This window comes from Nocardia sp. FDAARGOS_372 (genome assembly GCF_002554515.1).
In the GTDB taxonomy this organism is placed as follows: Bacteria; Actinomycetota; Actinomycetes; order Mycobacteriales; family Mycobacteriaceae; genus Nocardia; species Nocardia farcinica.
In genome coordinates, this window is record NZ_PDDW01000001.1 from 519,773 (window position 1) to 544,824 (window position 25,052).

Below are 25,052 nucleotides of genomic sequence, written 5' to 3' on the forward strand. Positions count from 1 at the left end.
CCGCGCTTCCGGGAGAAAATTGCCCACGGCGTGCCCGGGATAAACGCGACGCCGGCCACGGTGGTCCGGCGCGGACGCCGACGGCAGGGATGCGAAACTGGGCCCATGTTGCGTATCGGCCTCACCGGAGGCATGGGAGCGGGCAAGTCGACGGTGGCGCGGATTCTCGCCGATCTGGGGGCGGTGATCGTCGATTCCGACGTGATCGCCCGGGAAGTGGTGGCGCCGGGTACCGAGGGGCTGGCCGCCCTGGTGGCCGCGTTCGGCTCCGACATCCTGGCGGCCGACGGCAGCCTGGACCGGCCCGCGCTGGCGGCCAAGGCCTTCGCCGACGACGCGGCCAGGGCGAAACTCAATTCCATCACCCATCCGCTCGTCGGCAAGCGCACGGCGGAATTGATCGGCGCCGCGCCCGCCGAGGCGATCGTGGTGCAGGATATTCCGCTGCTGGTGGAAAACGGGCTGGCGCCGTTGATGAATCTGGTGCTCGTGGTGGACGTACCGGCGGAGACGCGAATTCGGCGGCTGGTTGAATTCCGCGGTGTCGCCGAGGCCGACGCGCGGGCGCGGATCGCCGCGCAGGCCACCGACGAGCAGCGCCGCGCGGTGGCCGACGTCCTGCTCGACAACAGCGGCCCCGAGGGCGCGGTAGAGCAGGTGGTGCGGGAGCTGTGGGAGCGCAGGCTGGTGCCGTTCGAGCGGAACCTGCGCGCGGCCACACCGGCCGCGCCGGGTACGCCGGAGTTGCGGGTCGACGCGGAGCGGCAGGCGCAGGCACAGCGGCTGGTCGCCCGGCTGGCGGTGGCGAGTGGCCCCGCTGCCGCGCGCATCGAGCACGTGGGGCCCACGGCGGTGCCCGATCTGCCCGCGCGGGATCTGCTCGAGCTGCAGATCGTCGTCGCCGATGCCGCCGCCGCCACCGGGCTGCGGGACGCGCTGGGCGCGGCGGGCTTCCCGGCGATGTCCGGGGAGGGGTCCGGTGCGTTGCGGGCGGCGGCCTGGCACGCCAGCGCCGATCCCGGCCGGCCCGCGGTGGTGGCCGTGCGTGTCGAGGGCACGCCGGAGCAGCGGTTCGCGAGTGCGCTGGGTGAGCGGTTGCGCGCGGATGCCGCGCTGCGTGAGGAGTATCTCGACGTCGCGCGCAAGGCCGAGGCCGAGGCGGCGGGCTCGGCGGGGGCGGCGTTCGACGCCGTGCTGCATCCGTGGCTGGCCGAGGTGGCCGAGCGGCTACTCGGCACGGTCTGACAGTCCGGCCACGGTGAAACGTCAATATTTCAGAAATAGCCCGAGGCTTGCCTCTGCCTGTGTAGCCTGACGCTCACCCCACAGCAGTGGGGCGGGAAGACAGGAAGTGGCAACGCCCATGACAGCAGCACACCGTCACCTGCGACGCGCCGGAATCGGCGCATCGGCCTTCGGCGCCATGCTCGCCACCGCGGTCCTCACCGCGCCGCACGCCGCGGCGTGGGTGGGTGATCTCACCGTCTCCGGGGAGAACCACACGGTCGGTTGCACCTACACCCTCACCGCGCGCGTCGACATCGACCGGCTCACCGAGGTGAAGTTCACCGACAACGGCACCGCCATCGCGGGCAGCCCGGTCAAGCCGTCGCTGCTCAGCGACAAGGTGAGCATCAAGTGGAAGCCCGCGACGCCGGGCACGCACCGCTTGGAAGCCCGGCAGTTGCTGATCAGCGATTCGGTGACCGTGCAGGTCGCCGAAGGGTCCGGCGGCCTCACCGGCAGCGCCTCGTGCGGCGCGAGCGGGCTCGGCAGCCTGTTCCCGAGCCTGTCCGCGGGCTGAGCGGTCCCGCCCGAGGTGGTGCGGCCCGGTGGCGAGGGTTCGCCGCCGGGCCGCCGTCGTGTCGGCCTCAGCGCCAGGTCAGCGTGATGCCCTCGGACGCCAGCCAGCCCTCCAGCGAGTAGCCGTGCGCGGCGATACCGGCGATCGCGCGCGTGGCGTGTTCGATCGCGGCCTGCGCCGCGGCCGCGGAGAGCAGGCCCGCGGCGTGCGCGGCGAGCAGTTCGTCCACGTCGAGCAGTTCGGCCGCCCGTCCGGAGCGCACGACGATGTCGAGGTAGTGGTCCACCGACTGCCAGCGCTGCGGCGCCACCTCGGTGAACTCGCCGAGGTCCAGGTAGTAGTCCTGATCGCGCCGGTGCTCGGGCCGGAAATGGAAGATCGTCACGCGCACCGCGAGCGCGGGCAGCAGCCAGGACTCCAGGTAGTGGAACTCCGGATGGTCGGCGCTGCGCGCCATGTACAGGCCCCAGGGCTCGACGTGGTAGCGCTCGACGGCGCGGACGAAACCCTTCGGGTCGGTGTTGGTCAGGTTCGCCACGTCGAAGTGCTCGACCTTGGGCCGGTGCACGTGTACGGATGCCTGCGTCATGCACCGAGAATCTACCGGCGGCCCGCCACCGGCGCCGGTCGACGGCGGAGCCTCGATCGTTGAGAGTTGAATTTGTTGCTCGCCGGTAGCTGCCCTGGATATCCTGACCGCGCCCAGGCACGAGAGTTCCGTTTCGGTATCCCTCCGCCGTGAGTAGGGCCGGGCAGGAGGGGAGTCCGGCCCTCTCGGGCGATTTCTGTCGGTGCGCACGCCTACGCTGGTGACATGGCTTTCGCTACCGAGATCCCCGCCGAGGGCGAGACCCCCCTCGCGCATTCGGAGTTCCGCCCCGTCGGCGCCATCGAGCGCGCCGAGGGGCGTTTCCAGGTGGTCAGCGAACATCAGCCCGCCGGCGACCAGCCCGCCGCGATCGACGAGCTCGAGCGCCGCATCAAGGCCGGCGAGAAGGACGTGGTCCTGCTCGGCGCCACCGGCACCGGCAAGTCGGCGACCACCGCCTGGCTGATCGAGCGGCTACAGCGCCCGACGCTGGTGATGGCGCCGAACAAGACGCTGGCCGCGCAACTGGCCAACGAACTGCGCGAGATGCTGCCGCACAACGCGGTGGAGTACTTCGTCTCCTACTACGACTACTACCAACCCGAGGCCTACATCGCCCAGACCGACACCTACATCGAGAAGGACAGCTCGATCAACGACGATGTGGAGCGCCTGCGCCACTCGGCGACCTCGAGCCTGCTGTCCCGACGCGACGTGGTGGTGGTCGCCTCGGTGTCGTGCATCTACGGCCTGGGCACCCCGCAGTCCTACCTGGACCGCTCCGTGCAGCTCGAGGTGGGTACCGAGGTCGACCGGGACGCGCTGCTGCGGCTGCTGGTCGACGTGCAGTACACCCGCAACGACCTGTCCTTCACCCGCGGTTCGTTCCGGGTGCGCGGCGACACCGTCGAGATCATTCCGTCCTACGAGGAACTCGCGGTGCGCATCGAGTTCTTCGGCGACGAGATCGAGGCGCTGTATTACCTGCACCCGCTCACCGGTGACGTGGTGCGCAAGGTCGACACCCTGCGCATCTTCCCGGCCACCCACTACGTGGCCGGGCCGGACCGGATGGAGCGCGCCGTGCGCGACATCGAGCAGGAACTCGAGGAGCGCCTGGCCGAACTGGAGCGGCAGGGCAAACTGCTCGAGGCGCAGCGGCTGCGCATGCGCACCCAGTACGACCTGGAGATGATCCGCCAGGTCGGCTTCTGTTCGGGCATCGAGAACTACTCGCGCCACATCGACGGCCGCCCGGCCGGGTCGGCGCCCGCCACGCTGCTGGACTACTTCCCGGAGGACTTCCTGCTCGTCATCGACGAGTCGCACGTCACCGTGCCGCAGATCGGCGGCATGTACGAGGGCGACATGTCGCGCAAGCGCAACCTCGTCGAGTACGGCTTCCGGCTGCCCTCGGCCGTCGACAACCGTCCGCTCACCTGGGAGGAGTTCGCCGACCGGATCGGCCAGGTGGTGTACCTGTCGGCCACCCCGGGGCCCTACGAGCTGGGCCGCACCGGCGGCGAGGTGGTCGAGCAGGTCATCCGCCCGACCGGACTGGTGGACCCGAAGGTGGTGGTGAAGCCGACCAAGGGCCAGATCGACGACCTGGTGCACGAGATCCGCCTGCGCACCGAGCGCGACGAGCGCGTGCTGGTCACCACCCTGACCAAGAAGATGGCCGAGGATCTCACCGACTACCTGCTCGGCCTCGGCGTCCGGGTGCGGTACCTGCACTCGGAGATCGACACCCTGCGCCGGGTGGAGCTGCTGCGGCAGCTGCGGCTGGGCGAATACGACGTGCTCGTCGGCATCAACCTGCTGCGTGAGGGTCTCGACCTGCCCGAGGTCTCGCTGGTGGCGATCCTGGACGCCGACAAGGAGGGCTTCCTGCGCAGCAGCACCAGCCTCATCCAGACCATCGGCCGCGCCGCCCGCAACGTCTCCGGCGAGGTGCACATGTACGCCGACAAGATCACCGACTCGATGCAGTTCGCCATCGAGGAGACCGAGCGGCGCCGCGCCAAGCAGATCGCCTACAACGAGAAAATGGGCATCGATCCGAAGCCGTTGCGCAAGAAGATCGCCGACATCCTCGACCAGGTGTACCGGGAGGCCGACGAGGTGGAGGTCGGTGGCTCCGGCCGCAACGCCAGCCGCGGCCGGCGTGCGCAGGGCGAGCCGGGACGCGCGGTGAGCGCGGGGGTGATCGAAGGCCGCGACGTGAAGTCGATGCCGCGGGCCGAATTGGCCGATCTGGTCACCGAACTCACCGCGCAGATGATGAACGCCGCCCGCGAACTGCAGTTCGAGCTCGCGGGTCGGTTGCGCGACGAGATCGCGGACCTGAAGAAGGAACTGCGCGGCATGGACGCCGCCGGACTGAGCTGACCGCCGACGATGTCACCCACTGCCGTGGCCGTGCCGGTTCCACGGAACCGGCACGGCGCGGACCGGTTCCGGTGGTCAGGACTGAGTGGCCAGCCACTCCTGCACGCGCCGCTCGCCCTCCTCGCGAGAGACGTCCTCCACCCGGGTCATCACCACCCAGCGGTGTCCGAACGGATCGAGCACGGCGGCGAACCGGTCACCGGTGAGGAACGTCTGCGGCTCGTCCACCGATCGGGCGCCGTGCTCGGCGGCGCGGCGGACCACCGCGTCCACGTCGGGGCAGTAGTGCACGATCGAGGTGTGCACCCACTCGCCGTTGGGGGCGCGCACGCCGTGCTCGGGCACGGGCAGGCCGACCTGGACGGTGGAGTCGCCGATGCGCAGTTCGGCGTGCGCGGGCTGACCGTCGGGCAGGTCGTTGCGGCTGAGCACCTCGGCGCCGAACACGGCCCGGTAGAAATCGATCGCTTTCACCCCGTCGTCGACCGCCAGGAAGCACGTGATGGAGTGGTAGCCGTCGGGGATCGGATTCACCTTCGCTGTCATGGTTTCCAGTCTGCGGCGGCCCGGCCTGCCCGATCTTGTAAGAAGGCGACATTCGCGAGCCCGGGCCGGGCGAGCGGAGATGATCGAGGGGCGCCACCGTGAGCGGGCCCGTCGACCCGGGGGAGAAGGGGATCCTGCACCCGCGTGAGCAGTCCCGGCACCGCACCCTGGAGCGGCGCCCGCCCGGGCCCGCGGTCGGCCGGTTCGTCGACTGGTACTGGATCGTGCACTGGGATCTGCGCGGCCGTCCCGCCTACCGCGCCGAGGTGTTGTCGTTCCCCTGCGTGAACCTGACGTTCGAACGCAGCGCGACCCGGACGGGCGCGTTCGTCACCGGTGTCACCACCACCAAGTACGTGCGCGAATTGACCGGTGTCGGTTCGACTTTCGGGGTTCGCTTCCGCGCCGGCGGGTTCGGCGCCTGCACCGGGATCGAGGTGGGGGCACTGCGCGACCGCAGTGTGCCGATGCGGGAGGTGTTCCCGGACGCAGGCGACCTCCCCGAGGCGGTGCTGACGGCGGCCTCCGACGAGGAACGCCAGGCGATGGTCGAGGACTGGCTGGCCCGGCGGGCGGGCACGGACGACCCGGTGTACCGGCTGGTGCTGCGGATCGTGGACGCGATGGAGCACGATCGCACGCTCACCCGCGTCGACCAGGTCACCGACCGGTTCGGGGTACCGGTGCGGACGTTGCAGCGCATGTTCCGCCGTTACGTCGGCGCGGGCCCGAAGTGGGTGCTGCGCCGGTACCGGCTGCAGGACGGCGCGGATCTGCTCGCGCAGGGCCGAGTGGCCGATTTGGCGACCCTGGCGGTGGAACTGGGCTATTTCGATCAGGCGCATTTCTCCCGCGAGTTCACCGCCGAGATCGGAATGACGCCCTCGGAGTACGCGCGGCATTCCGCGGCGCTCGCCGGAGATTCCGTGGGCGCGCCCGGCCGGTGAGTGCCCGGAAATATCCGCGCCGGAATGCGGGGGTGGCGCGCGACACGCCTGCCCCGATTCTCGCCGAATTTCCGCCACCGCCCTGGGGGCGGCAACGGGACTGGTCAACGGCTCGCGGCGCCCCCGAGCCCGGACCGCGGGGGCGGGTGGCGGCCCGCCTCGCCACTCGGCTCTGTGATGAATATCCCAGGGCCGCAAGAACCTTCGATTCGCTTGTGATAAATCACAGGAATACCCTCCGCCAATTCGAATCCCCGCAGGTAGGCAATGCCGCGTCACAATGCCGGGGCGGGCTCGGCGCGCACCGGGTGCGACCGGCGAAAGTGTGATGTGCTGCGATTTCTGCTGTTTCCGCACCCGGAGCGGCTATCGTCAACCGCAGTCGCCGCGCCGGAGCCCCGACATGCCGGGAACGCCGGGCGCAGGCACCCGACCCGCATAGTTGGAGGAGAGATGACCGCCTACCGGACCATTGTCGTCGGTACCGATGGCTCGGACTCGTCGTACGTGGCCGTCGAGAAAGCCGCCGCCCTGGCGGCCGACGCGGACGCCACCCTCGTCGTGGCCTGCGCCTACTACCCGACCGACGATCGGGAGATCGCCGCGGCCGCCGACGTGCTCAAGGACGAGGCCTACCAGGTGCGCGGTTCGGCCCCCACCACCGAGATCCTGCGCATCGCGCGCGACAAGGCGGTGGCCTCGGGCGCCAAGAACATCATCGAGCGCCCGGTGGTCGGCGAGCCGGTCGAGTCGCTGCTCAACCTGGTCAAGGAGACCGAGGCCGATCTGCTGGTGGTCGGCAACCGCGGCCTGAACACCCTGACCGGCCGCCTGCTCGGCTCGGTACCGTCGGACGTGGCCCGCAAGTCGCGCTCGGATGTGCTGATCGTGCACACCGTGCGCTGATCCGCGACCCCCACGGCTCCGCATCGCCTTCGGGCGGTGCGGAGCCGTCGCGTATCACCACCCACTCACGCCAGGGCGCCGAGTACCGCCGGCAGCTCGGCGGTGTGCAGGACGTGCAGGCGCTGGGTGGCGCGGGTGAGCGCGACGTAGAGATCGTTGAGCCCGCGCGGTGACTCCTCGACGATCCGGGCGGGTTCGACCAGCAGCACCGTGTCGAACTCCAGCCCCTTCACCTCCGACACGGTCAGCACCCGCACCGCCTCGCCGTCCACCTCCGCCAGCGCGTCGGTGAGCTCGTGCGGTGCGATCACCGCCGTGGTGCCGGGCCCGTGGTGCTCGGCCACCGCCCGCGCGACCGCGGCGGGCAGTTCCGCCTCGGTGACGCGCTCGGCCCGCGGACGATGCCCGGTCTCGCGGACCGAGCGCGGCGCGGTGGCGGCCGGGTCGATCGCGGCGAGGACGTCGGCGGCGACCGTCATGATCTCGGCCGGGGTGCGGTAGTTCACCGTCAGCTCGGTGAGCTTCCAGCGTTGCGCCACATAGGGTTCCAGCACCTGCTGCCAGGACGCGGCCCCCGCCGGATCGCCGGTCTGGGCGACGTCGCCGACCACCGTCATCCAACGGTTCGGGATGCGCCGCATCACCATCCGCCACGCCATCTCCGACAGTTCCTGCGCCTCGTCGACGATGACGTGGCCGTAGGTCCAGGTGCGGTCGCCCGCGGCCCGCTCGGCGGCGGTGAGCCGGGTCCGCACGTCCTGCCGCTCGGCCAGCTGGGAGGCGTCGATCAGGTCGTAGGCCATCAGGATCTCCGGGTCCAGATCGTCCTCGAGGTCCTGCGGCGCCGAACCGGTGAGGATGTCCAGCGCGTCCTGGGCCTCGGCGAGCTTGGCTCGCCAGCGCCGACGGGCCCGCTCGCGCTCCTCGGTGTCGTCGACACCGAGCAGTTCGGCCAGCTCGTCGAGCAGCGGGGCGTCGGCGGCGCTGAACTCGCCGGTGTCGGGCCGCACCAGTTCCGCGCGCTCCTCGGGCGTGAGCGAGGCCCCCGCGCGGTCCAGCCGCGCCGGATCGGCGAGCAGGTCGGCCAGCACCTGCTGCGGGGTGAGCAGCGGCCACAGCCGCCCGATCGCGGCCTGCACGGCCGGATCGGATTTCATCTCGTCCCGGATCTCGGCCAGATCGGCGCGACTGAGCAGGCTCGGCCCGCCGGACAGGTCGGCGCCCATCGTCTGGGCCAGCTGATCGGTGAGCGCGTCGATCACCGAGTTGGCGAAGATCGGGCGCGCCAGGTTGTGCGGGCGGCGCGAGGACCTGGCCCGGCCGCGGGCCTTGGTGACGATCTTCTTGTCCAGCCGCACCGGATAGCCGTCGAAGCTGAGCTCGATCGGCTGCGCGGGCACCTCCTGCCGGTCGCGCACCGCCTGCTTGAGCACCTCGAGGATGCGCAGCGAGCCCTTGATCTCGCCCGCGCGCAGGGTGTCGGTCCTGGTCGCCTTCACCCCCGGATACAGGTCGCCGATGGTGGACAGCAGCACGCCGGTCTCGCCGAGCGAGGGCAGCACCTGGCCGATGTAGTCGAGGAAGGTGGCGTTCGGCCCGACGATCAGCACACCGCTCTTGGCCAGCTGTTGACGGTAGTTGTAGAGCAGGTACGCGGCCCGGTGCAGCGCCACCGCGGTCTTGCCGGTGCCCGGCCCGCCCTGCACCACCAGCACGCTCTTGTGCTCGGAGCGGATGATCGCGTCCTGCTCGCTCTGGATGGTCTCGACGATGTCGGTCATGTGCCCGGTGCGGGCGGCGTTGAGCGCGGCCAGCAGCGCGCTCTCGCTGCCGACGCCGCCGTCGGACTCGACCATTCCGGCCCGCTGCGCCGCGTCCAGATCGAGGTACTCGTCGTTGATCGCGGTCACCGAGCGGTTGCGGGTGCGGATGTGCCTGCGCCGGGTCACCCCGTCCGGCGCGGCGGTGGTGGCCAGGTAGAACGGGCGGGCCAGCGGCGCGCGCCAGTCCAGCAGCAGGGTGGCGTAGTCGTCGCGTTCGTCGAGGATGCCGAGCCTGCCGATGTAACGGGGCTCGTCCTCCTCGGCCAGGTCGATGCGCCCGAAGCACAGGCCGTGCTCGGCCGCGTCGTACTTGGCCAGGTCCTCGGTGTAGAGCTGGGTGAACGACTCGCGTTCGCTGCGTGCCTGCGGGGCGCCGCCGTTCTCCAGCAGCACGGTGCGCAGCCGGTTCTGCGCGTAGGCGCGCATCGCGTCGAGCCGTTCGTAGAGCACCGACAGGTAGGCCTGCTCGCGGTCGATCTCACGGTCGCGGTCGGCCGCGGCGTCGGTCGCGTCGCGGTCCTGGGTGAGGCGGTCGGGCACACTGAACTCCTTCTCGATGCCGCTGCTCCCGGGCAGGGAACACCGCGCGTGGCCGGTGGGCCGACCCCGGCGCGCCCGGCGGAAAACAGAGTTGTCGAGTCTACTGGGAGTTCGCCGGGCGCGCCGTCGGCACCGCCCGGGGCGTGGTCAGGACACGTGCGAGGAGTCGGCGACGGCGCTGTCGCGGTGCCCGGGCGGTTTGGCCCGGTACATCGCCACGTCGGCGTCGTGCAGCACCGCTTCCGGGGTGCGGTTGTCGCCGGGCTCGAGCTCGGTGACGCCGATCGAGGCGCGCACCTGGATGCGGTGCCCGCGCGCGACGATCGGCTCGGCCATCGTCGCGCGCAGCCGCGCCACCAGGGCGTCGAGGTCGAGCGGGCCGGGCCCGTTCGCCAGCAGCACCAGGAATTCGTCGCCGCCCAGCCTGCCCACCAGGTCCTCCGAGCGCAGCGCGCGTTGCAGGCGCTGCGCCACGATCTGCAACACCGTGTCGCCGATGGCGTGGCCGAGCGTGTCGTTGATCGATTTGAAGCCGTCCAGGTCGATGAACAGCACGGTGGCGACCGGCAGGTCGTCGCTGGCGGCCAGCGCGCCGGCCAGCTGGGAGAGGATCAGCGAACGGTTCGCCAGGCCGGTCAGCGAGTCGTGCGTGGCCTGGTACTCCAATTGCCTTCGGCTGGCGCGGAATTCGGTGATGTCGGAGAACGAGGACACCGCAGGGGAGTACGGATCGCCCGGATTGAGCAACCTGCTGCTGCCCGAGAGCCAGCGCCGCTGCCCGTCGCGGCGGTCGATCCCGAAGACGTAGCCGGTGAACGCCTCGCCGGTCGCCAGCGTGCGTGCCATCGGATGCCTGGTCACCGGGAGCGGTTTGCCGTTGGCGTCCAGCAGGGTGAGCGGCAGGTCGTCGATCGAGTAGCCGACCAGGTCGCCGTAGCGTTCGTCGGCGCCGAAGATGCGCAGCGCCGCCGGATTGGCCGACTCGATCACCCCGCCGCGCGCGATCACCACCACGCCTTCCTCCAGCTGTTCGACCACCGCGGTGAAATGCTGTTCGGCGCGGCGCTGGGCGTCCTCGGCGGCGCGCTGGGCGGTGAGGTCGTGGATCACCACCTGGTAGGCGTAGTGGTCGTGCCAGGGGGTGAGCACCGAGACGGTCTCGACCGGGACGGTGCCGCCGTCGACTCGCACCAGCTCCATCTCGGTGGGCTGGGAGGCCGCGCCCGCGGTGGTGAGCTTGCCGATGCGTTCGAGCATGCCCGGCACGGATTCCGGGTGGACGAAGTCGGTCAGCGGACGGCCGACCAGATCGTCGGCGGTGCGGGCCCCGAGCAACCGCGCGGTGGCATGGTTGACGTAGACGATGACCCCGTGCTCGTGCACGCAGATCCCGTCCGGTGTGTGCTCCACCAGCGCGCGGTAGCGCTGGGCGAGCTGCTCGGCGTCGACCGCGTCGTTCGTCTGCTCCTCACCCACCTCGTCGACCCCCGATCGTAGACCCCCGTATGGTCATGGCGGCACGGGTTCATTCTGGTATCGACGTGCACGAGATCACACGGTCTTCGCTGTTGTCCAGATCACATCTCGTGTCGGTTGTCGTGCCGGGGACGATCATGACACCGGCGCTCGGCGAGCGCGCGGACGGGTACGGGCGGGGCCCGGCGAAGGAGGGGACGATGCGGGCGGATCGATCGCGCGGACTGTCGATCGTGGGCATGGGCGCGGTCACCCCGTACGGCTGGGGGACCGAAGCGCTGTGGCGGGGGTTGCTGACCGGGCAGCCGGCCGCCGCCCCGCACCCGGGCTACGGGCCCGGCCGCGACGAGCAGGCGTGGGTCGCGCTGGTGCCCGAGGGCGGCGATCCCGGCACCGGTGACGATCGGTACGCCCGGGCGGTGCTGGCCGCGGTCCGCGAGGCCGTCGCCGACGCCCGCGCTCGGGACTGGCGACCGGGCCGCACCGTCGGCCTGATCCACGCGATCGTGCTCGGCGACGTGCGCGGCTGGCGCGATTTCCACACCCTCGACGAAGCCGACCGCACCTCCCGGGGCTATCTCGGCCTCTTGCCGTCCACCCCGATCGCGCTCGCCATGCGGGAGTTCGGTTTCCACGGCCCCACCATGAACGTCTCCGCGGCGTGCAGTTCGGCCAATGCCGCGGTACTCACCGCGCGGCTGTGGCTGGACGCGGGCCTTGCCGACGACGTCGTGGTGGTGACCTCCGACCTGTCCGGCACCCCCGACATGGTCGAGCGGTTCGTGCGGCTCGGCGCCGCGGTGACCGACGCCGACCCGCTGACCGCCTGCCGCCCCTTCCAGGAAGGCAGTCGCGGATTCGTCTTCGGCGAGGCGTCGGTGGCCTTCGTGATCGGGCGCGACAACGGCAGGCCCTACGCCCGGGTTCTCGGCGCGGCGATGACCAACGACGCCCATCACGTGGTGTCCATCGACCCCGAGCACACGCATATCGTCGACTGCGCGCGCCGGGCGCTGGCACAGGCGGGCGTGCGGCCCGAGGACATCGCCTACGTCAACGCGCACGGCACCGGCACCAGGCAGTGCGATCTCGCCGAACGCCACCTCGTCGCCGACGTGTTCGCCGATCGCCCGCTCCTGTACGCGCTCAAACCGCTCACCGGGCACAGTCAGGGCGCGTCGGGCGCGGTGGAACTGGCCGTCGCCGCACTGGCCTACGAGCGCGGGGTGGTGCCCGCCGCCCCCGTCGTCGCGCCCGCCCACCCGCGCCTGCTGGACGGGCCAACCCCGCTGGTGGACGGACTCACGCTGAAATCCTCGCTCGGGATGGGCGGCCACAACTCGATGCTGGTGCTCGGCCCGCCGCACTGAGTCATCCGGGCTCGCACAGCGCAGCGTTCGGTTCGAGGACTTTCGGCCCTGTTCGCGCGCCCGCCGCCGGGGTGAGATGAGCCCGACCGGGCGGTTACAGAGCAGGGGTGTCCCATGAGCACGACGCGAGCGGTGTCCTTCTCCGAGCACTGGTCCAGCGCCGCCGACCCCGATCTGGCGGTGACCACCCGCGGCGACGTCGCCCCGGCCGACGTGACCCGCGCGGTCCGCGCGATCGGCCGGGTGCTGCGCCGCCACCACCTCGATCTGCCTGCCCGGGTCCGGATCACCGCGCCCGCCGATCGCGACCGGCCCAACGTCGTGCAGGCCAACGTGCGGCTCCCGCACACACAGGCCCGCGTGCAGGTCACCGGTCCGCGCGGGTTCGCGGTGACCTTCGCGGTGGAGCGGCTCGACCGGCAGTTGACCCGGCTGGCCGCCCGGCGCGGCCGCGAATGGCCCGATCCGGCCCGACCGCCGCTGGCCGAGGCCGGTCCGGCCCGGCCGATCGTGCGGCGCAAGCGGTGCGCCCTGCTGATCGGCACGCCCGCCGAGGCCGTCGAGATGATGGACGCGATGGACTACGACGCGCATCTGTTCACCGATTCCGACACCGGCGAGGACGCGCTGGTCTCCTGGGCCGAACCGCGCGCGGTGCGCCTGACCCGGCAGTGCGCCACCACCGTGCCCGCCCGCACCCCGCGGGCCGGCGAGGCCCTCGCGGTGCACGTGCGCCCGGAACCGGCCCCGGTGCTCACCGAATCCGAGGCGGCCGCCCACCTGTGCCGGCACGGCCTGCCGCACCTGTTCTTCACCGACGTGCGCACCCACCGCGGGCGGCTGCTCTACCGCCGCTACGACGGCGACCTGACCATCGTGGTGCCCGCCTGAGCCGATCAGCGGCCCCGCAGCCGGGTGGCGAGCACCGCGGCCTGGGTACGCCGTTCCATCCCGAGCTTGGCCAGCAGCCGCGAGACGTAGTTCTTCACCGTCTTCTCGGCCAGGAACATGCGCGCGGCGATCTGCCGGTTCGTCAGACCCTCGCCGAGCAGCGCCAGCAGCTTGCGTTCCTGCTCGGTGAGATCGGCCAGCGGTCCCTCGGCGCCGCGCAGCCGCGCCTCGAGCGTCTCGGCGGCGCGGTTGTCCAGCAGCGAACGCCCGGCCCCGACGGCCTTGATCGCCTCCGCCAGCTCCATGCCCTTGATGTCCTTGACCACGTAGCCGGACGCGCCGGCCAGGATGGCGTCGAGCATGGCGTGCTCGTCGGTGTAGGAGGTAAGGATCAGGCAGTGCAGGCCGTCCAGCTCGGCGAGCAGGTCGCGGCACAGTTCGATGCCGTTGCCGTCGGGCAGCCGCACGTCGAGCACCGCGACGTCCGGGCGGGTGGCCCTGATCCCGGCCATGGCGTTCGCCACATCGCCCGCCTCGCCGATCACCCGCAGGTCGGGGTCGCTGTCGAGCAGGTCGATCAAGCCGCGCCGGACGATCTCGTGGTCGTCGACGAGAAACACCGAGAGCACACGACCCCCTCCTGACCGGTTCACGGTGGGCGGGTGAATGGCCCACCGGCTCACCGTATCTCGCGTCCGCGGCGGGCGCACCGGGACGGGGCGGGCGGACCGGCGGCGGCGGGCCGGGAATGCCGGGAGCGCGCGCGTTGCTGCACGGAAGCGGACCGGCACGCCCGTGGCCCGTGCGCGGTGCGTCGGGTGGTCGCGCGCGCCCGCGGACCCGAGCGGCGAAAACTTGTCGGTGGTCGCGCCTAGCATGGCGAGCGGGGGTATGTCTGGACGGCCGTACACGATCGAGAAGGGACTCACCTGGTGGCGGAACGCCTCACTGTGCGCGGAGCTCGGGAGCACAACCTGAAGGGGGTCGACCTCGATCTGCCCCGCGACAGCATGATCGTGTTCACCGGTCTGTCCGGATCGGGAAAATCGAGCCTCGCCTTCGACACCATCTTCGCCGAGGGGCAGCGCCGCTACGTGGAATCGCTGTCGGCCTACGCCCGGCAGTTCCTGGGCCAGATGGACAAGCCCGACGTCGACTTCATCGAGGGCCTCTCACCCGCGGTGTCGATCGACCAGAAGTCCACCAACCGCAACCCGCGCTCCACCGTCGGCACCATCACCGAGGTCTACGACTACCTGCGCCTGCTCTACGCCCGCGCGGGTACGCCGCACTGCCCGGTCTGCGGTCACCTCATCGCCAAGCAGACCCCGCAGCAGATCGTCGACCAGGTGCTGGAGATGCCCGAGGGCACCAAGTTCCAGGTGCTCGCGCCGGTGGTGCGCACCCGCAAGGGCGAGTTCGTCGACCTGTTCGACCAGCTCAACACCCAGGGCTATTCGCGGGTGCGGGTCGACGGCGTGGTGTATCCGCTCACCGATCCGCCCAAGCTGAAGAAGCAGGAGAAGCACGACGTCGAGGTGGTCGTCGACCGCCTCACCGTCAAGCCCAGCTCCAAGCAGCGCCTGACCGACTCCATCGAGACGGCGCTGCGGCTGGCCGACGGCATCGTGGTGCTCGACTTCGTCGACCGCGACGAGAACGCCCACGATCGCGAGCGCCGGTTCTCCGAGCGGCTGGCCTGTCCCAACGGGCACCCGCTCGACATCGAGGACCTCGAACCGCGCTCGTTCTCCTTCAACTCGCCGTACGGCGCCTGCCCGGACTGCGCGGGCCTGGGCATCCGCAAGGAGGTCGATCCCGACCTGGTGGTGCCCGATCCGGAGCTGAGCCTGGCCGAGGGTGCCATCGCGCCGTGGTCGCGCGGGCAGACCGCCGAGTACTTCACCCGGCTGCTCACCGGCCTGGCCGAGGCCATCGGGTTCTCGATGGACACCCCGTGGAAGGACCTGCCCGCCAAGGCGCGCAAGGCCGTGCTCGAAGGCAGCTCCGACCAGGTGCACGTCTCCTACACCAACCGGTACGGCCGCAAGCGCTCCTACTACGCCGACTTCGAGGGCGTGATGCCCTTCCTGCACCGGCGCATGGACAACACCGAGTCCGAGCAGATGAAGGAGCACTACGAGGGCTACATGCGCGACATCCCGTGCCCGGTGTGCAAGGGGGCGCGGCTGCGGCCGGAGATCCTGGCCGTCACCCTGGCCGCCGGGTCGGAGAAGAAGTCGATCGCCGAGGTCAGCGACCTGTCCATCGGTGATTGCTCGGCCTTCCTGAACGGGCTCACCCTGGGCGAGCGCGAGGCCGCGATCGCCGGGCAGGTGCTCAAGGAGGTGCAGGCACGGCTGGGCTTCCTGCTCGACGTCGGCCTGGAATACCTCACGCTCTCGCGGGCCGCGGCGACGCTGTCCGGCGGCGAGGCGCAGCGCATCCGGCTGGCCACCCAGATCGGTTCCGGCCTGGTCGGCGTGCTCTACGTGCTCGACGAGCCGTCCATCGGCCTGCACCAGCGCGACAACCGCCGCCTGATCGAGACGCTGACCCGGTTGAAGAACCTGGGCAACACCCTGATCGTGGTCGAGCACGACGAGGACACCATCCGCGCCTCGGACTGGGTGGTCGACATCGGCCCGCTCGCCGGTGAACACGGCGGCCGCGTGGTGCACAGCGGCCCGTACCCGGACCTGCTCGCCAACACCGATTCGCTGACCGGCGCGTACCTGGCCGGGCACAAGCGGATCGAGGTGCCGATGGTGCGCCGCCCGATCGACCGCAAGCGCAAGCTCACCGTCGTGGGTGCGACCGAGCACAACCTCAAGGGCATCGACGTCTCGTTCCCGCTCGGCGTGCTCACCTCGGTGACCGGTGTGTCCGGCTCGGGTAAGTCGACGCTGGTCAACGACATCCTGGCCACCGTGCTGGCGAACAAACTCAACGGCGCCCGCCAGGTGCCCGGCAGGCACACCCGGGTCAACGGGCTGGACCAGCTCGACAAGCTGGTGCGGGTCGACCAGTCGCCGATCGGGCGGACCCCGCGCTCCAACCCGGCCACCTACACCGGCGTCTTCGACAAGATCCGCACGCTGTTCGCGGCCACCACCGAGGCGAAGGTGCGCGGCTACCAGCCGGGCCGGTTCTCGTTCAACGTCAAGGGCGGCCGGTGCGAGGCCTGCTCGGGCGACGGCACGCTGAAGATCGAGATGAACTTCCTGCCCGACGTCTACGTCCCGTGCGAGGTGTGCCACGGCGCGCGCTACAACCGGGAAACCCTGGAGGTGCACTACAAGGGCAAGACCATCGCCGAGGTGCTGGACATGCCCATCGAGGAGGCGGCCGAGTTCTTCGAGCCGGTCACCTCGATCCACCGCTACCTCAAGACCCTCGTCGACGTCGGGCTCGGCTACGTGCGGCTCGGCCAGCCCGCCCCGACCCTGTCCGGCGGCGAGGCCCAGCGCGTGAAGCTGGCCGCCGAACTGCAGAAGCGGTCGGCCGGGCGCACCATCTACATCCTCGACGAGCCGACCACCGGCCTGCACTTCGAGGACATCCGCAAGCTGCTCGCGGTGATCAACGGGCTGGTGGACAAGGGCAACACCGTCATCGTCATCGAGCACAACCTGGACGTCATCAAGACCTCCGACTGGGTGATCGACATGGGCCCGGAGGGCGGTTCCGGCGGCGGCACGGTGGTTGCCGAGGGCACGCCAGAGGATGTCGCGGCGGTGCCGGACAGCTACACCGGCCAGTTCCTCAAAGAGGTTCTGGCACAGGCGGAAACCGCACCGGCGCCCAAGAGTGCGGCCGCGAAGAAGGCAGCCGCGAAGAAGGCGGCGGCGAAGAAGGCGGCCGGGGAGTCGGGCACGGTGAAGAAGCGGACCGTGCCTGCTCCGCCGGAGACGGCGGCGGCCAAGCGGCTGGCCAGGAAGGCGGCGGCGTTGCGCTGACGCGCCGCCCTGAAGCCCGTTCCGGCGGCCCGGTACACGACGGTGTGCCGGGCCGCCGGTGTTCGCCGTCCGGTGGGCGGATGCCGGACGCGCCGCGGATCGGATCGACCCCGCCGACAAACCGGGCGAAAGTGAAATGCTGATGTGTAAGATCGGCTCACCGTGTCCGGGATGGTTCCGGACAGTCGCGGTAAACGGACCCGGCGCCGTGCGCGGGGGTGTCTCGACCGAGCTCCACCCCGGTGACGGTGGCCGGGGGACAAGAAAGGAAATCAGCTATGGAGGGCGTGGACATCGCCGCCATCCTCGAGATGGTTCTCGGGTTCCTGGGCAGCGGCTCGTCGATCAACTACATCCCGGGCTCGCCCGCCTGAGCGGGTTCCCCCACGAAAGGAACGACCACCCATGGACACCGGAAGCGCCGGCCTCGGCAGCCTGCTCACCGCCCTGGCGAACATGCTCGCCTCGGGCTCCTCGATCTCGGTCACGCCCCCGCCCATCCCGACGGTGTGACCCGCCGGGCGGGGCTGCTCACGAGGCCGCCCCGCCCGCTTCGGTTCAGTAGACGGGTCCGGTGTACTTCTCGCCCGGTCCCTTGCCCGGCTCGTCGGGATGCGCCGAAGCCTCCCGGAAGGCCCGCTGCAGCGATTGCAGCCCGTCGCGGATCGGCCCCGCGTGCGGCCCCAGATATTCCACCGACGCGGTCACCAGCCCGGCCAGCGCCGTGATCACCCGGCGCGCCTCGTCCAGATCCTTGCGCGGGCTGTTGTCCGGGTCCTCGTCGGCGAGCCCCAGCTTCTCCGCCGCCGAACTCATCAGCATCACGGCCGCGCGGCTGATCACCTCGACCGCGGGAATGTCGGCCAGTTCGCGCACGGAATCATCGAGCTCGTCAGTCATGGACGACAGGCTAGCCGCGCCGCCCGCAGCAACCGCAGCTGCCCGATCTCCGCGACGTTCTTCATCAGTTCCGCGTTCACCCACGCCGCGGTGTGTGCCACGGTGAGCCCGGCCTCGGCGGGCCACGGGTAGGCCGAGGGCGCCTCCAGGTCCACCTCGTCGGTGCCCAGCCACTCCGTCCAGGCCGCGTGCAGCTCGCGCAGCCGGGCCACCGCCGCCGCCGCGCTGCCCGCCCAGTGGACCTGGTCGCGGGGCGCCGGTTCGCGCCCGCGCACGTGCGCCAGCGCGCTGCTCCACCACCAGTCGATGTGCCAGGTGAGCCAGGCGATGGTGGGCACCGGGATCGGGTCGGGTTCGGTGTCGGCCCAGTCCGGCCGCCAGTGGTCGTCCGGGCCGCGGTGTACTGTCCAGATCAGCTCGGCGGGCGCGAAGTGCGCGTCGTCGTCGGTGAGCGGATCGAGGTGGACCTCGGCCAGTGCCCAGGTCAGCTCGAACTGGCTGCGCAGCAGCGCGCGCGGGGTGGTCGACACGCGGCCGAGCGTGCCACCCGGCGGCCGCGCGGGCAACGGAATATCCGCCGATTCGGTGTTCGGCTGCCGCGATGCTAAACTTTCTGCCGACGACCGCCCCGGCTGCGCTGGGGCCGACAAGTGGAGCCCGACTCCCACCGTTGCCGGCGAGCAATCGCACTGGTGAAACGGTCCGGTCGCCCGCCGATCCGGTGGGTTTCTCGCACGGGAGAGATGTGCGAGAGTCGATGCGAGCCCTGCGTCGCGTCGACGATCGGTCGACTCGGGCCCCGTGCCGGTGAAATACCGGACCGGGGCCTTCGTGTTGAACAAGGGGTTGCATTGCTTGCGGTCGTCGGACGACACCGCTTGACCTAGGAGGCCCCATCAGCACTGAGACCCGCATCAACGATCGCATCCGTGTTCCGGAGGTCCGACTCATCGGACCCGGCGGTGAGCAGGTTGGGATCGTGCGTGTTGAAGATGCACTACGCGTCGCAATGGAAGCCGATCTCGATCTCGTCGAGGTCGCCCCGGATGCCCGTCCGCCGGTCTGCAAGATCATGGACTACGGCAAGTTCAAGTACGAGACCGCGCAGAAGGCGCGCGAGTCGCGCAAGAACCAGCAGCAGACCGTCATCAAGGAGCAGAAGCTCCGCCCGAAGATCGACGACCACGACTACGAGACCAAGAAGGGCCATGTCATGCGCTTCTTGGAGGCCGGGTCCAAGGTCAAGGTGACGATCATGTTCCGGGGTCGCGAGCAGTCCCGTCCCGAGCTCGGGTACCGGCTGCTGCAGCGGCTCGCCGGCGACGTCGCCGATCTGGGTTTCGTCGAGACCTCGGCCAAGCAGGACGGCCGCAACATGACGATGGTCCTCGCCCCGCACAAGGGCGCGAAGACGCGGGTGAAGGCGCAGCAGGCGGCCACGCGGCCGCAGCAGGGCGCCGCGCCGGCCGGTGGCACTCCGGCCGCGGGCCAGGGCGAGCAGGCCGGCCCGCAGTAATACGTTCAGATGCCGTCGGTCGGTGCTCGACCGCCGGGACGACTAGATAGAGGAACCCATGCCGAAGATGAAGAGCCACAGCGGCGCCTCGAAGCGATTCAAGGTGTCCGGTAAAGGCAAGCTGCTGCGTCAGCAGGCGAACCGTCGCCACCTGCTGGAGCACAAGCCCTCCCGCCGGACTCGTCGTCTGGACGGCACGGAGGTCGTCGCGGCCGCCGACGTCCGTCGTGTGAAGAAGCTGCTGGGTCGCTGAGACCCGCGCCGGCTTCGCCGACGTCACCCCCGACCACATCCGGGCGCGCCCGCGCCCCCTATTCGATCAAGGACTGACCAGTGGCACGCGTCAAAAGGGCCGTCAACGCTCAGAAGAAGCGCCGTTCCATCCTCGAGGCCTCCAAGGGCTACCGCGGCCAGCGCTCGCGGCTGTACCGCAAGGCCAAGGAACAGCAGCTGCACTCGCTCACCTACGCCTACCGGGACCGCCGGGCGCGCAAGGGTGACTTCCGCAAGCTGTGGATCGCGCGCATCAACGCCGCGGCGCGCCTCAACGACATCACCTACAACCGCTTCATCCAGGGCCTGAAGGCCGCCGGTGTCGAGGTGGACCGCAAGAACCTGGCCGAGCTGGCCGTCTCCGACGCCGAGGCGTTCGCCGGCCTGGTCGCCATCGCCAAGGCCGCCCTGCCGCAGGACGTCAACGCGCCGGCCGCCTGAGCCCCGTTGACGCAGGGATCTCCGTCGAAACGACCCGCGGACGCGCTCTCCGAGCGCAACCCGCGGGTCGTTTCGGCTGTCAAGCTCCATCGCGCCGCGCACCGGCGCAGGACCGGCCTGTTCCTCGCCGAGGGCGCCAACGCGGTGACCGCAGCCCTCGACACCGGCCGGGTGCGTGAGCTGTTCTATTCGGCCGCCGCCGCCGAACGCGAGCACGAACTGGTCGCCACCGCCGCGGCGACCGGGGTGCGCACCACACTGGTGAGCGACCGGGCCGCCGAGCACCTCGGCGAGACCGTCACCGCGCCCGGCCTGGTGGCCGTCTGCGAGCAGATCGGCGTGCCGCTGCCCGAGGTGCTCGCCCGCGACCCGCGCCTGCTCGCGGTCCCGGTGGAGATCGCCGAGCCCGGCAACGCGGGCACCCTGATCCGGGTGGTCGACGCGGTCGGCGCCGACGGCGTGGTGCTGGCCGGGCACACCGTCGACCCGCACAACGGCAAATGCGTGCGGGCCAGCGCGGGCAGCCTGTTCCACGTGCCGGTGGTGCGGGGCCGTGAGGTCGTGCCGACCCTGGACGCGCTGCACGCGGCGGGTCTCACGCTGCTCGCCACCGCCGCCGACGGCGAGGTGGTGCTCGACGAGGCCGACGAGATCCTCGCCGGCCCGGTGGCGTGGCTGTTCGGCAACGAGGCACACGGTCTCGACCCCGCCGTCGCCGCCCGCGCCGACCATCGCGTGCGCATCCCCATCCACGGCCGCGCCGAGAGCCTGAACCTGGCCGCCGCGGCGGCCATCTGCCTCTACGCCAGCGCTCGCGTGCATCACCGCGACGCGGCCCGCCGGTAATCCGCGTGAACCGCCCGCGAGCGATCCCATAGGATTCCACCAGCAGCAATACGGGCAGGGAGTCAGCCCGGCCCGCACCGACCCCAAGGGGAGAGACGAACCATCGTGGCCGACGACAGCACCGGAGTCGAGCAGAACGCCGCCGAACCGAACACGGCCGCCGCCGTGGATCTGAGCGAGGAGGCGCTGGCCGCGGCCGCCGCCGATGCCGAGAAGGCCTTCGCCGCGGCCGCCGATCTCGACGCCCTTGCGGTGGCCAAGACCGAGCATCTGGGCGGCAAGGCGCCGCTGGCGCTGGCCCAGCGCGCGCTCGGCGCTCTGCCCAAGGAGGAGAAGAAGGACGCGGGCAAGCGCGTGAACGTCGCCCGCGGCCGGGTCGCCGAGGCGTTCGAGGCGCGCCGCGCGGTGCTGCTGGCCGAGCGCGACGCAGCGGTGCTGGTCGCCGAGGCCATCGACGTGACGCTGCCCGCCCGCCGTCAGCAGGTCGGCGCACGGCACCCGATCACCGTGATCTCCGAGCGGATCGCCGACGTGTTCGTCGCGATGGGCTGGGAGGTCGCCGAGGGCCCCGAGGTCGAGACCGAGCACTTCAACTTCGACGCGCTGAACTTCCTGCCCGACCATCCGGCGCGCACCATGCAGGACACCTTCCACATCGCGCCGGAGGGCTCGCGGCAGGTGCTGCGCACGCACACCTCCCCGGTGCAGGTGCGCTCGATGCTGGAGCGGGACCTGCCGATCTACGTGGTCTGCCCGGGGCGCACCTTCCGCACCGACGAGCTCGACGCCACCCACACACCGGTGTTCTCCCAGGTGGAGGGGCTGGCCGTGGACAAGGGCCTGACGATGGCCCATCTGCGCGGCACGCTGGACGCGTTCGCCCGCGCGCTGTTCGGCCCGGAGACCCGGACCCGGATGCGGCCCAACTACTTCCCGTTCACCGAGCCCTCGGCCGAGGTCGACGTGTGGTTCCCGGACAAGAAGGGCGGTGCGGGCTGGGTCGAGTGGGGCGGCTGCGGCATGGTCAATCCGAAGGTGCTGATCGCCAGCGGCATCGACCCCGAGGTCTACAGCGGGTTCGCCTTCGGCATGGGGCTCGAGCGGACGCTGCAGTTCCGCAACGGCATTCCCGACATGCGTGACATCGTCGAGGGCGACGTGCGGTTCACCCTGCCCTTCGGCATCCAGTCCTGACCTCCCCTTCGATCGAGAGAGCGAAACGTCAAGTGCGAGTAGCGCAGTCCTGGCTGACCGAGATCATCGAGCGCACCAACGCCGGCTGGTCGGTGACGCCGGAGGAGCTGGACGCCGGGTTCGTCCGCGTCGGGCTCGAGGTGGAGGAGGTCGACCGGCTCGAGCGGGTGGGCGGCGACATCGAGCGTCCGCTGGTGGTCGGCCGGGTCGCCGAGATCACCGAACTCACCGAGTTCAAGAAGCCGATCCGGTTCTGCAAGGTCGACGTCGGCGCGCCGGAGCTGCAGGAGATCATCTGCGGCGCCCGCAATTTCGCCGTCGGTGACCTGGTGGTCGTGGTGCTGCCGGGCGGTGTGCTGCCCGGCGGGTTCCGGATCACCTCGCGCAAGACCTACGGGCACGTGTCCAACGGCATGATCTGCTCGGTCGCCGAACTCGGTATCGGCAAGGATCATTCGGGCATCCTGGTGCTCGAGCCGGGCACCGCCGAGCCGGGCACCGACGCCAACGAATTGCTCGGCCTCGACGACACCGTCATCGAACTGAACATCACCCCGGATCGCGGCTACTGTTTCTCGGTGCGCGGCCTCGCGCGCGAACTGGCCTGCGGCTTCGACCTCGAATACCTCGATCCCGCGGTGCGCACCCTGCCCGAGGACGCGGCCGAGGCCTGGCCGATCACGATCGAACCGGCCTCGCAGTGCACCCGGTTCGCCGCCCGCCGGGTCACCGGTATCGACCCGAACGCGGTGAGCCCGTGGTGGTTGCAGCGCAGGCTGCTGCTCTCGGGCGTGCGGCCGATCTCGCCCGCGGTGGACGTCACCAACTACGTCATGCTCGAGCTGGGCCAGCCGCTGCACGCCTTCGACGCGGCCAAGCTGAGCGGTGGCCTGGTGGTGCGCACCGCGAAGCCGGGGGAGAAGCTGCGCACCCTGGACGACACCGAGCGCACCCTCGACGCCGAGGACGTGGTGATCGCCGACGACTCCGGCGCCGTCTCGCTGGCGGGCATCATGGGCGGCGCGAGCACCGAGGTGGGCGAGGGCACCACCGACGTGCTGCTCGAGGCGGCCACCTGGAATCCGCTGCTGGTCTACCGGACCGCGCGCAGGCACAAGCTGGTCTCGGAGGCGGGCAAGCGGTACGAGCGGGTGGTCGACCCGGAGATCAACGTCGCCGCGCTCGACCGGGCCGCCACCCTGCTGGCCGAGATCGCCGGCGGCACCGTCGAGCCGGTGCTGTCCGACGTGCGGGTGCCCACCCCGGCGCCCGAGCCGATCCGGATGGACATCGACCTGCCCGACCGGGTCGCCGGGGTCGCCTACCCGACCGGCACCGCCGCGCGTCGGCTGGCCCAGATCGGTTGCCACGTCGAGGTTTCCGTCGACGAGGAGTCCGGGCACGGGCAGCTCGTGGTGACGCCGCCGAGCTGGCGGCCCGACCTCGCGCAGCCCGCCGATCTGGTCGAGGAGGTGCTGCGGCTGGAGGGGCTCGAGCAGATCCCGTCGATCGTGCCCACCGCGCCCGCGGGTCGCGGCCTCACCCCCGAGCAGCGACGTCGCCGGGCGGTGAGCCGGGCGCTGGCGTTCGCGGGCGGGGTGGAGGTGCCGCCGCCGGTGTTCCTGCCCGCCGGTGTCTTCGACACCTGGGGTCTGGACGCCGACGATCCGCGCCGCACCACCACCCGGGTGCTCAACCCGCTCGACGTGGAGCGCGCCGAGCTGGCGACCACGCTGCTGCCGGGGCTGCTCGAGGTGGCCCAGCGCAACATCTCCCGCGGCGCGCGCGATCTCACCCTCTACGGCATCGCTCAGGTGGTGCTGCCCACCGGCGACACCAAGCCGGTCGCGCCGCTGCCGGTGGACCGGCGTCCCGCCGACGAGCAGATCGCCGAACTGCTGGGTTCGCTGCCCGACCAGCCGGTGCACGTCGCCGCCGTGCTCACCGGCCGCCGCGAGCCGCGCGGCCCGTGGGGGCCGGGCAGGCAGGCCGAGGCCGCCGACGCCTTCGCCCTGGTCGACGCGGTGGCCGACGCCGCAGGTGTGGTGATCGAACGCCGCCCCGCCGCCTACCTGCCGTGGCATCCGGGCCGCTGCGCCGAACTGGTCGTCGAGGGCCGGGTCGTGGGGTACGCGGGCGAACTGCACCCGGCCGTGCTGGAGCGTTCGGGGTTGCCCGCGCGCACCTGCGCGCTGGAGCTGGACCTGGACGCGCTGCCGCTGCGCGAATCCCGGCCGGTGCCGGTGGTGTCGCCGTTCCCGGCGGTGCTGCAGGACGTGTCGGTGAGCGTTTCGAAGTCCGTCGCCGCGGCCGCCGTGGAGTCGGCGCTGCGCAGCGGTGGCGGCGAGCTGCTCGAGGACATCGCGCTGTTCGACGTCTACGAGGGCGCGCAGGCGGGTGAGGGTCGCAAGTCGCTCACCTACGCGCTGCGGTTCCGTGCGCCCGACCGCACCCTCACCGAGGACGAGGCCAGCGCGGCCCGGGACGCCGCCGTCGCGGCCGCCGCCGACGCGGTGGGCGCGGTACTGCGCGGCTGAGTCACCGGTCGGCGGGTGCCGCTCGCCCGCCGGCCCCGCCCCCGGCACGCGGTCGTGCCCGTACCACCCGCGCACGCCACGGCTGTCCCGTGGACGCGCGTGG

The 25,052-nt window shown here is 71.1% G+C and carries 21 protein-coding genes; 14 read left to right on the plus strand and 7 right to left on the minus strand.

Annotation, left to right across the window (positions count from 1 at the left end):
• Nucleotides 1-105: 105 nt before the first annotated feature.
• Nucleotides 106-1,245, plus strand: coding sequence for a dephospho-CoA kinase (gene coaE / locus CRM89_RS02655; RefSeq protein WP_098083137.1), 1,140 nt, complete (start codon nt 106-108; stop codon nt 1,243-1,245).
• 118 nt (nt 1,246-1,363) lie between these two features.
• Nucleotides 1,364-1,804 carry a hypothetical protein gene (locus CRM89_RS02660; RefSeq protein WP_060592394.1) on the plus strand — a complete coding sequence of 147 codons (441 nt, stop codon included), beginning with the start codon at nt 1,364-1,366 and terminating at the stop codon, nt 1,802-1,804.
• 67 nt (nt 1,805-1,871) lie between these two features.
• Here the strand turns inward: CRM89_RS02660 and CRM89_RS02665 are convergent, their stop codons facing one another.
• Nucleotides 1,872-2,393: a DUF402 domain-containing protein gene (locus tag CRM89_RS02665; RefSeq protein WP_060592392.1), complete on the minus strand. Its 522-nt coding sequence runs from the start codon at nt 2,391-2,393 to the stop codon at nt 1,872-1,874.
• Nucleotides 2,394-2,618: 225 nt separating this feature from the next.
• Here CRM89_RS02665 and uvrB point away from each other — a divergent pair, with 225 nt between their 5' ends.
• Nucleotides 2,619-4,784, plus strand: a complete 2,166-nt coding sequence (gene uvrB / locus CRM89_RS02670) for an excinuclease ABC subunit UvrB (RefSeq protein ID WP_011208433.1) — start codon at nt 2,619-2,621, stop codon at nt 4,782-4,784.
• 75 nt (nt 4,785-4,859) lie between these two features.
• Here uvrB and CRM89_RS02675 read toward each other — a convergent pair whose 3' ends face one another.
• Nucleotides 4,860-5,330, minus strand: a complete 471-nt coding sequence (locus CRM89_RS02675) for a VOC family protein (RefSeq protein WP_060592391.1) — start codon at nt 5,328-5,330, stop codon at nt 4,860-4,862.
• A 98-nt stretch (nt 5,331-5,428) separates the two neighbouring features.
• Here CRM89_RS02675 and CRM89_RS32095 point away from each other — a divergent pair, with 98 nt between their 5' ends.
• Together CRM89_RS32095 and CRM89_RS02685 are read left to right on the plus strand one after the other, a co-directional pair.
• Nucleotides 5,429-6,277: an AraC family transcriptional regulator gene (locus tag CRM89_RS32095; RefSeq protein ID WP_098083138.1), complete on the plus strand. Its 849-nt coding sequence runs from the start codon at nt 5,429-5,431 to the stop codon at nt 6,275-6,277.
• 453 nt (nt 6,278-6,730) lie between these two features.
• Nucleotides 6,731-7,183 carry a universal stress protein gene (locus tag CRM89_RS02685; RefSeq protein WP_011208436.1) on the plus strand — a complete coding sequence of 151 codons (453 nt, stop codon included), beginning with the start codon at nt 6,731-6,733 and terminating at the stop codon, nt 7,181-7,183.
• 65 nt (nt 7,184-7,248) lie between these two features.
• On the opposite strand, the gene CRM89_RS02690 is transcribed toward CRM89_RS02685, so the two are convergent.
• Nucleotides 7,249-9,546 (minus strand): ATP-binding domain-containing protein, encoded by a 2,298-nt coding sequence (locus CRM89_RS02690; protein ID WP_098083139.1) that lies wholly within the window; start codon nt 9,544-9,546, stop codon nt 7,249-7,251.
• A gap of 147 nt (nt 9,547-9,693) precedes the next feature.
• Nucleotides 9,694-11,022: a diguanylate cyclase domain-containing protein gene (locus CRM89_RS02695; RefSeq protein WP_011208438.1), complete on the minus strand. Its 1,329-nt coding sequence runs from the start codon at nt 11,020-11,022 to the stop codon at nt 9,694-9,696.
• A gap of 200 nt (nt 11,023-11,222) precedes the next feature.
• On the opposite strand from CRM89_RS02695, the gene CRM89_RS02700 reads away from it, so the two are divergent.
• A complete protein-coding gene (locus CRM89_RS02700; RefSeq protein ID WP_098086862.1) occupies nt 11,223-12,392 on the plus strand; it encodes a beta-ketoacyl synthase N-terminal-like domain-containing protein in 1,170 nt (389 codons plus the stop codon).
• A 114-nt stretch (nt 12,393-12,506) separates the two neighbouring features.
• Nucleotides 12,507-13,283, plus strand: coding sequence for a sigma 54 modulation/S30EA ribosomal C-terminal domain-containing protein (locus CRM89_RS02705; RefSeq protein WP_098083140.1), 777 nt, complete (start codon nt 12,507-12,509; stop codon nt 13,281-13,283).
• Between the two features lie 5 nt (nt 13,284-13,288).
• Here the strand turns inward: CRM89_RS02705 and CRM89_RS02710 are convergent, their stop codons facing one another.
• Nucleotides 13,289-13,912 (minus strand): response regulator transcription factor, encoded by a 624-nt coding sequence (locus CRM89_RS02710; RefSeq protein ID WP_086840975.1) that lies wholly within the window; start codon nt 13,910-13,912, stop codon nt 13,289-13,291.
• Nucleotides 13,913-14,215: 303 nt separating this feature from the next.
• Between CRM89_RS02710 and uvrA the strand changes: the two genes are divergently transcribed.
• Nucleotides 14,216-17,242 carry an excinuclease ABC subunit UvrA gene (gene uvrA, locus CRM89_RS02715; RefSeq protein ID WP_011208442.1) on the plus strand — a complete coding sequence of 1,009 codons (3,027 nt, stop codon included), beginning with the start codon at nt 14,216-14,218 and terminating at the stop codon, nt 17,240-17,242.
• Nucleotides 17,243-17,800: 558 nt separating this feature from the next.
• Here uvrA and CRM89_RS02720 read toward each other — a convergent pair.
• Nucleotides 17,801-18,142, minus strand: a complete 342-nt coding sequence (locus tag CRM89_RS02720) for a DUF1844 domain-containing protein (protein WP_011208443.1) — start codon at nt 18,140-18,142, stop codon at nt 17,801-17,803.
• Nucleotides 18,139-18,672: a DinB family protein gene (locus CRM89_RS02725; RefSeq protein WP_060593420.1), complete on the minus strand. Its 534-nt coding sequence runs from the start codon at nt 18,670-18,672 to the stop codon at nt 18,139-18,141. Before CRM89_RS02725 ends, CRM89_RS02720 begins: the two co-directional genes overlap by 4 nt.
• A gap of 320 nt (nt 18,673-18,992) precedes the next feature.
• Between CRM89_RS02725 and infC the strand changes: the two genes are divergently transcribed.
• The 6 genes from infC to pheT all read left to right on the plus strand — a co-directional run bounded on the left by infC (nt 18,993) and on the right by pheT (nt 24,949).
• Complete coding sequence (gene infC, locus CRM89_RS02730; protein ID WP_081433169.1) at nt 18,993-19,658, plus strand: translation initiation factor IF-3; 666 nt, start codon at nt 18,993-18,995, stop codon at nt 19,656-19,658.
• A gap of 58 nt (nt 19,659-19,716) precedes the next feature.
• Nucleotides 19,717-19,911 (plus strand): 50S ribosomal protein L35, encoded by a 195-nt coding sequence (gene rpmI / locus CRM89_RS02735; RefSeq protein WP_011208446.1) that lies wholly within the window; start codon nt 19,717-19,719, stop codon nt 19,909-19,911.
• An 80-nt stretch (nt 19,912-19,991) separates the two neighbouring features.
• Nucleotides 19,992-20,372, plus strand: a complete 381-nt coding sequence (gene rplT, locus CRM89_RS02740) for a 50S ribosomal protein L20 (protein WP_011208447.1) — start codon at nt 19,992-19,994, stop codon at nt 20,370-20,372.
• Nucleotides 20,373-20,378: 6 nt separating this feature from the next.
• Nucleotides 20,379-21,218 carry an RNA methyltransferase gene (locus tag CRM89_RS02745; RefSeq protein ID WP_098083141.1) on the plus strand — a complete coding sequence of 280 codons (840 nt, stop codon included), beginning with the start codon at nt 20,379-20,381 and terminating at the stop codon, nt 21,216-21,218.
• Nucleotides 21,219-21,323: 105 nt separating this feature from the next.
• The gene (gene pheS, locus CRM89_RS02750) at nt 21,324-22,412 is read left to right on the plus strand and encodes a phenylalanine--tRNA ligase subunit alpha (protein WP_050767992.1); all 1,089 of its coding nucleotides are present in this window, start codon (nt 21,324-21,326) and stop codon (nt 22,410-22,412) included.
• Nucleotides 22,413-22,444: 32 nt separating this feature from the next.
• Nucleotides 22,445-24,949 (plus strand): phenylalanine--tRNA ligase subunit beta, encoded by a 2,505-nt coding sequence (pheT, locus tag CRM89_RS02755; protein WP_098083142.1) that lies wholly within the window; start codon nt 22,445-22,447, stop codon nt 24,947-24,949.
• Nucleotides 24,950-25,052: the final 103 nt, after the last annotated feature.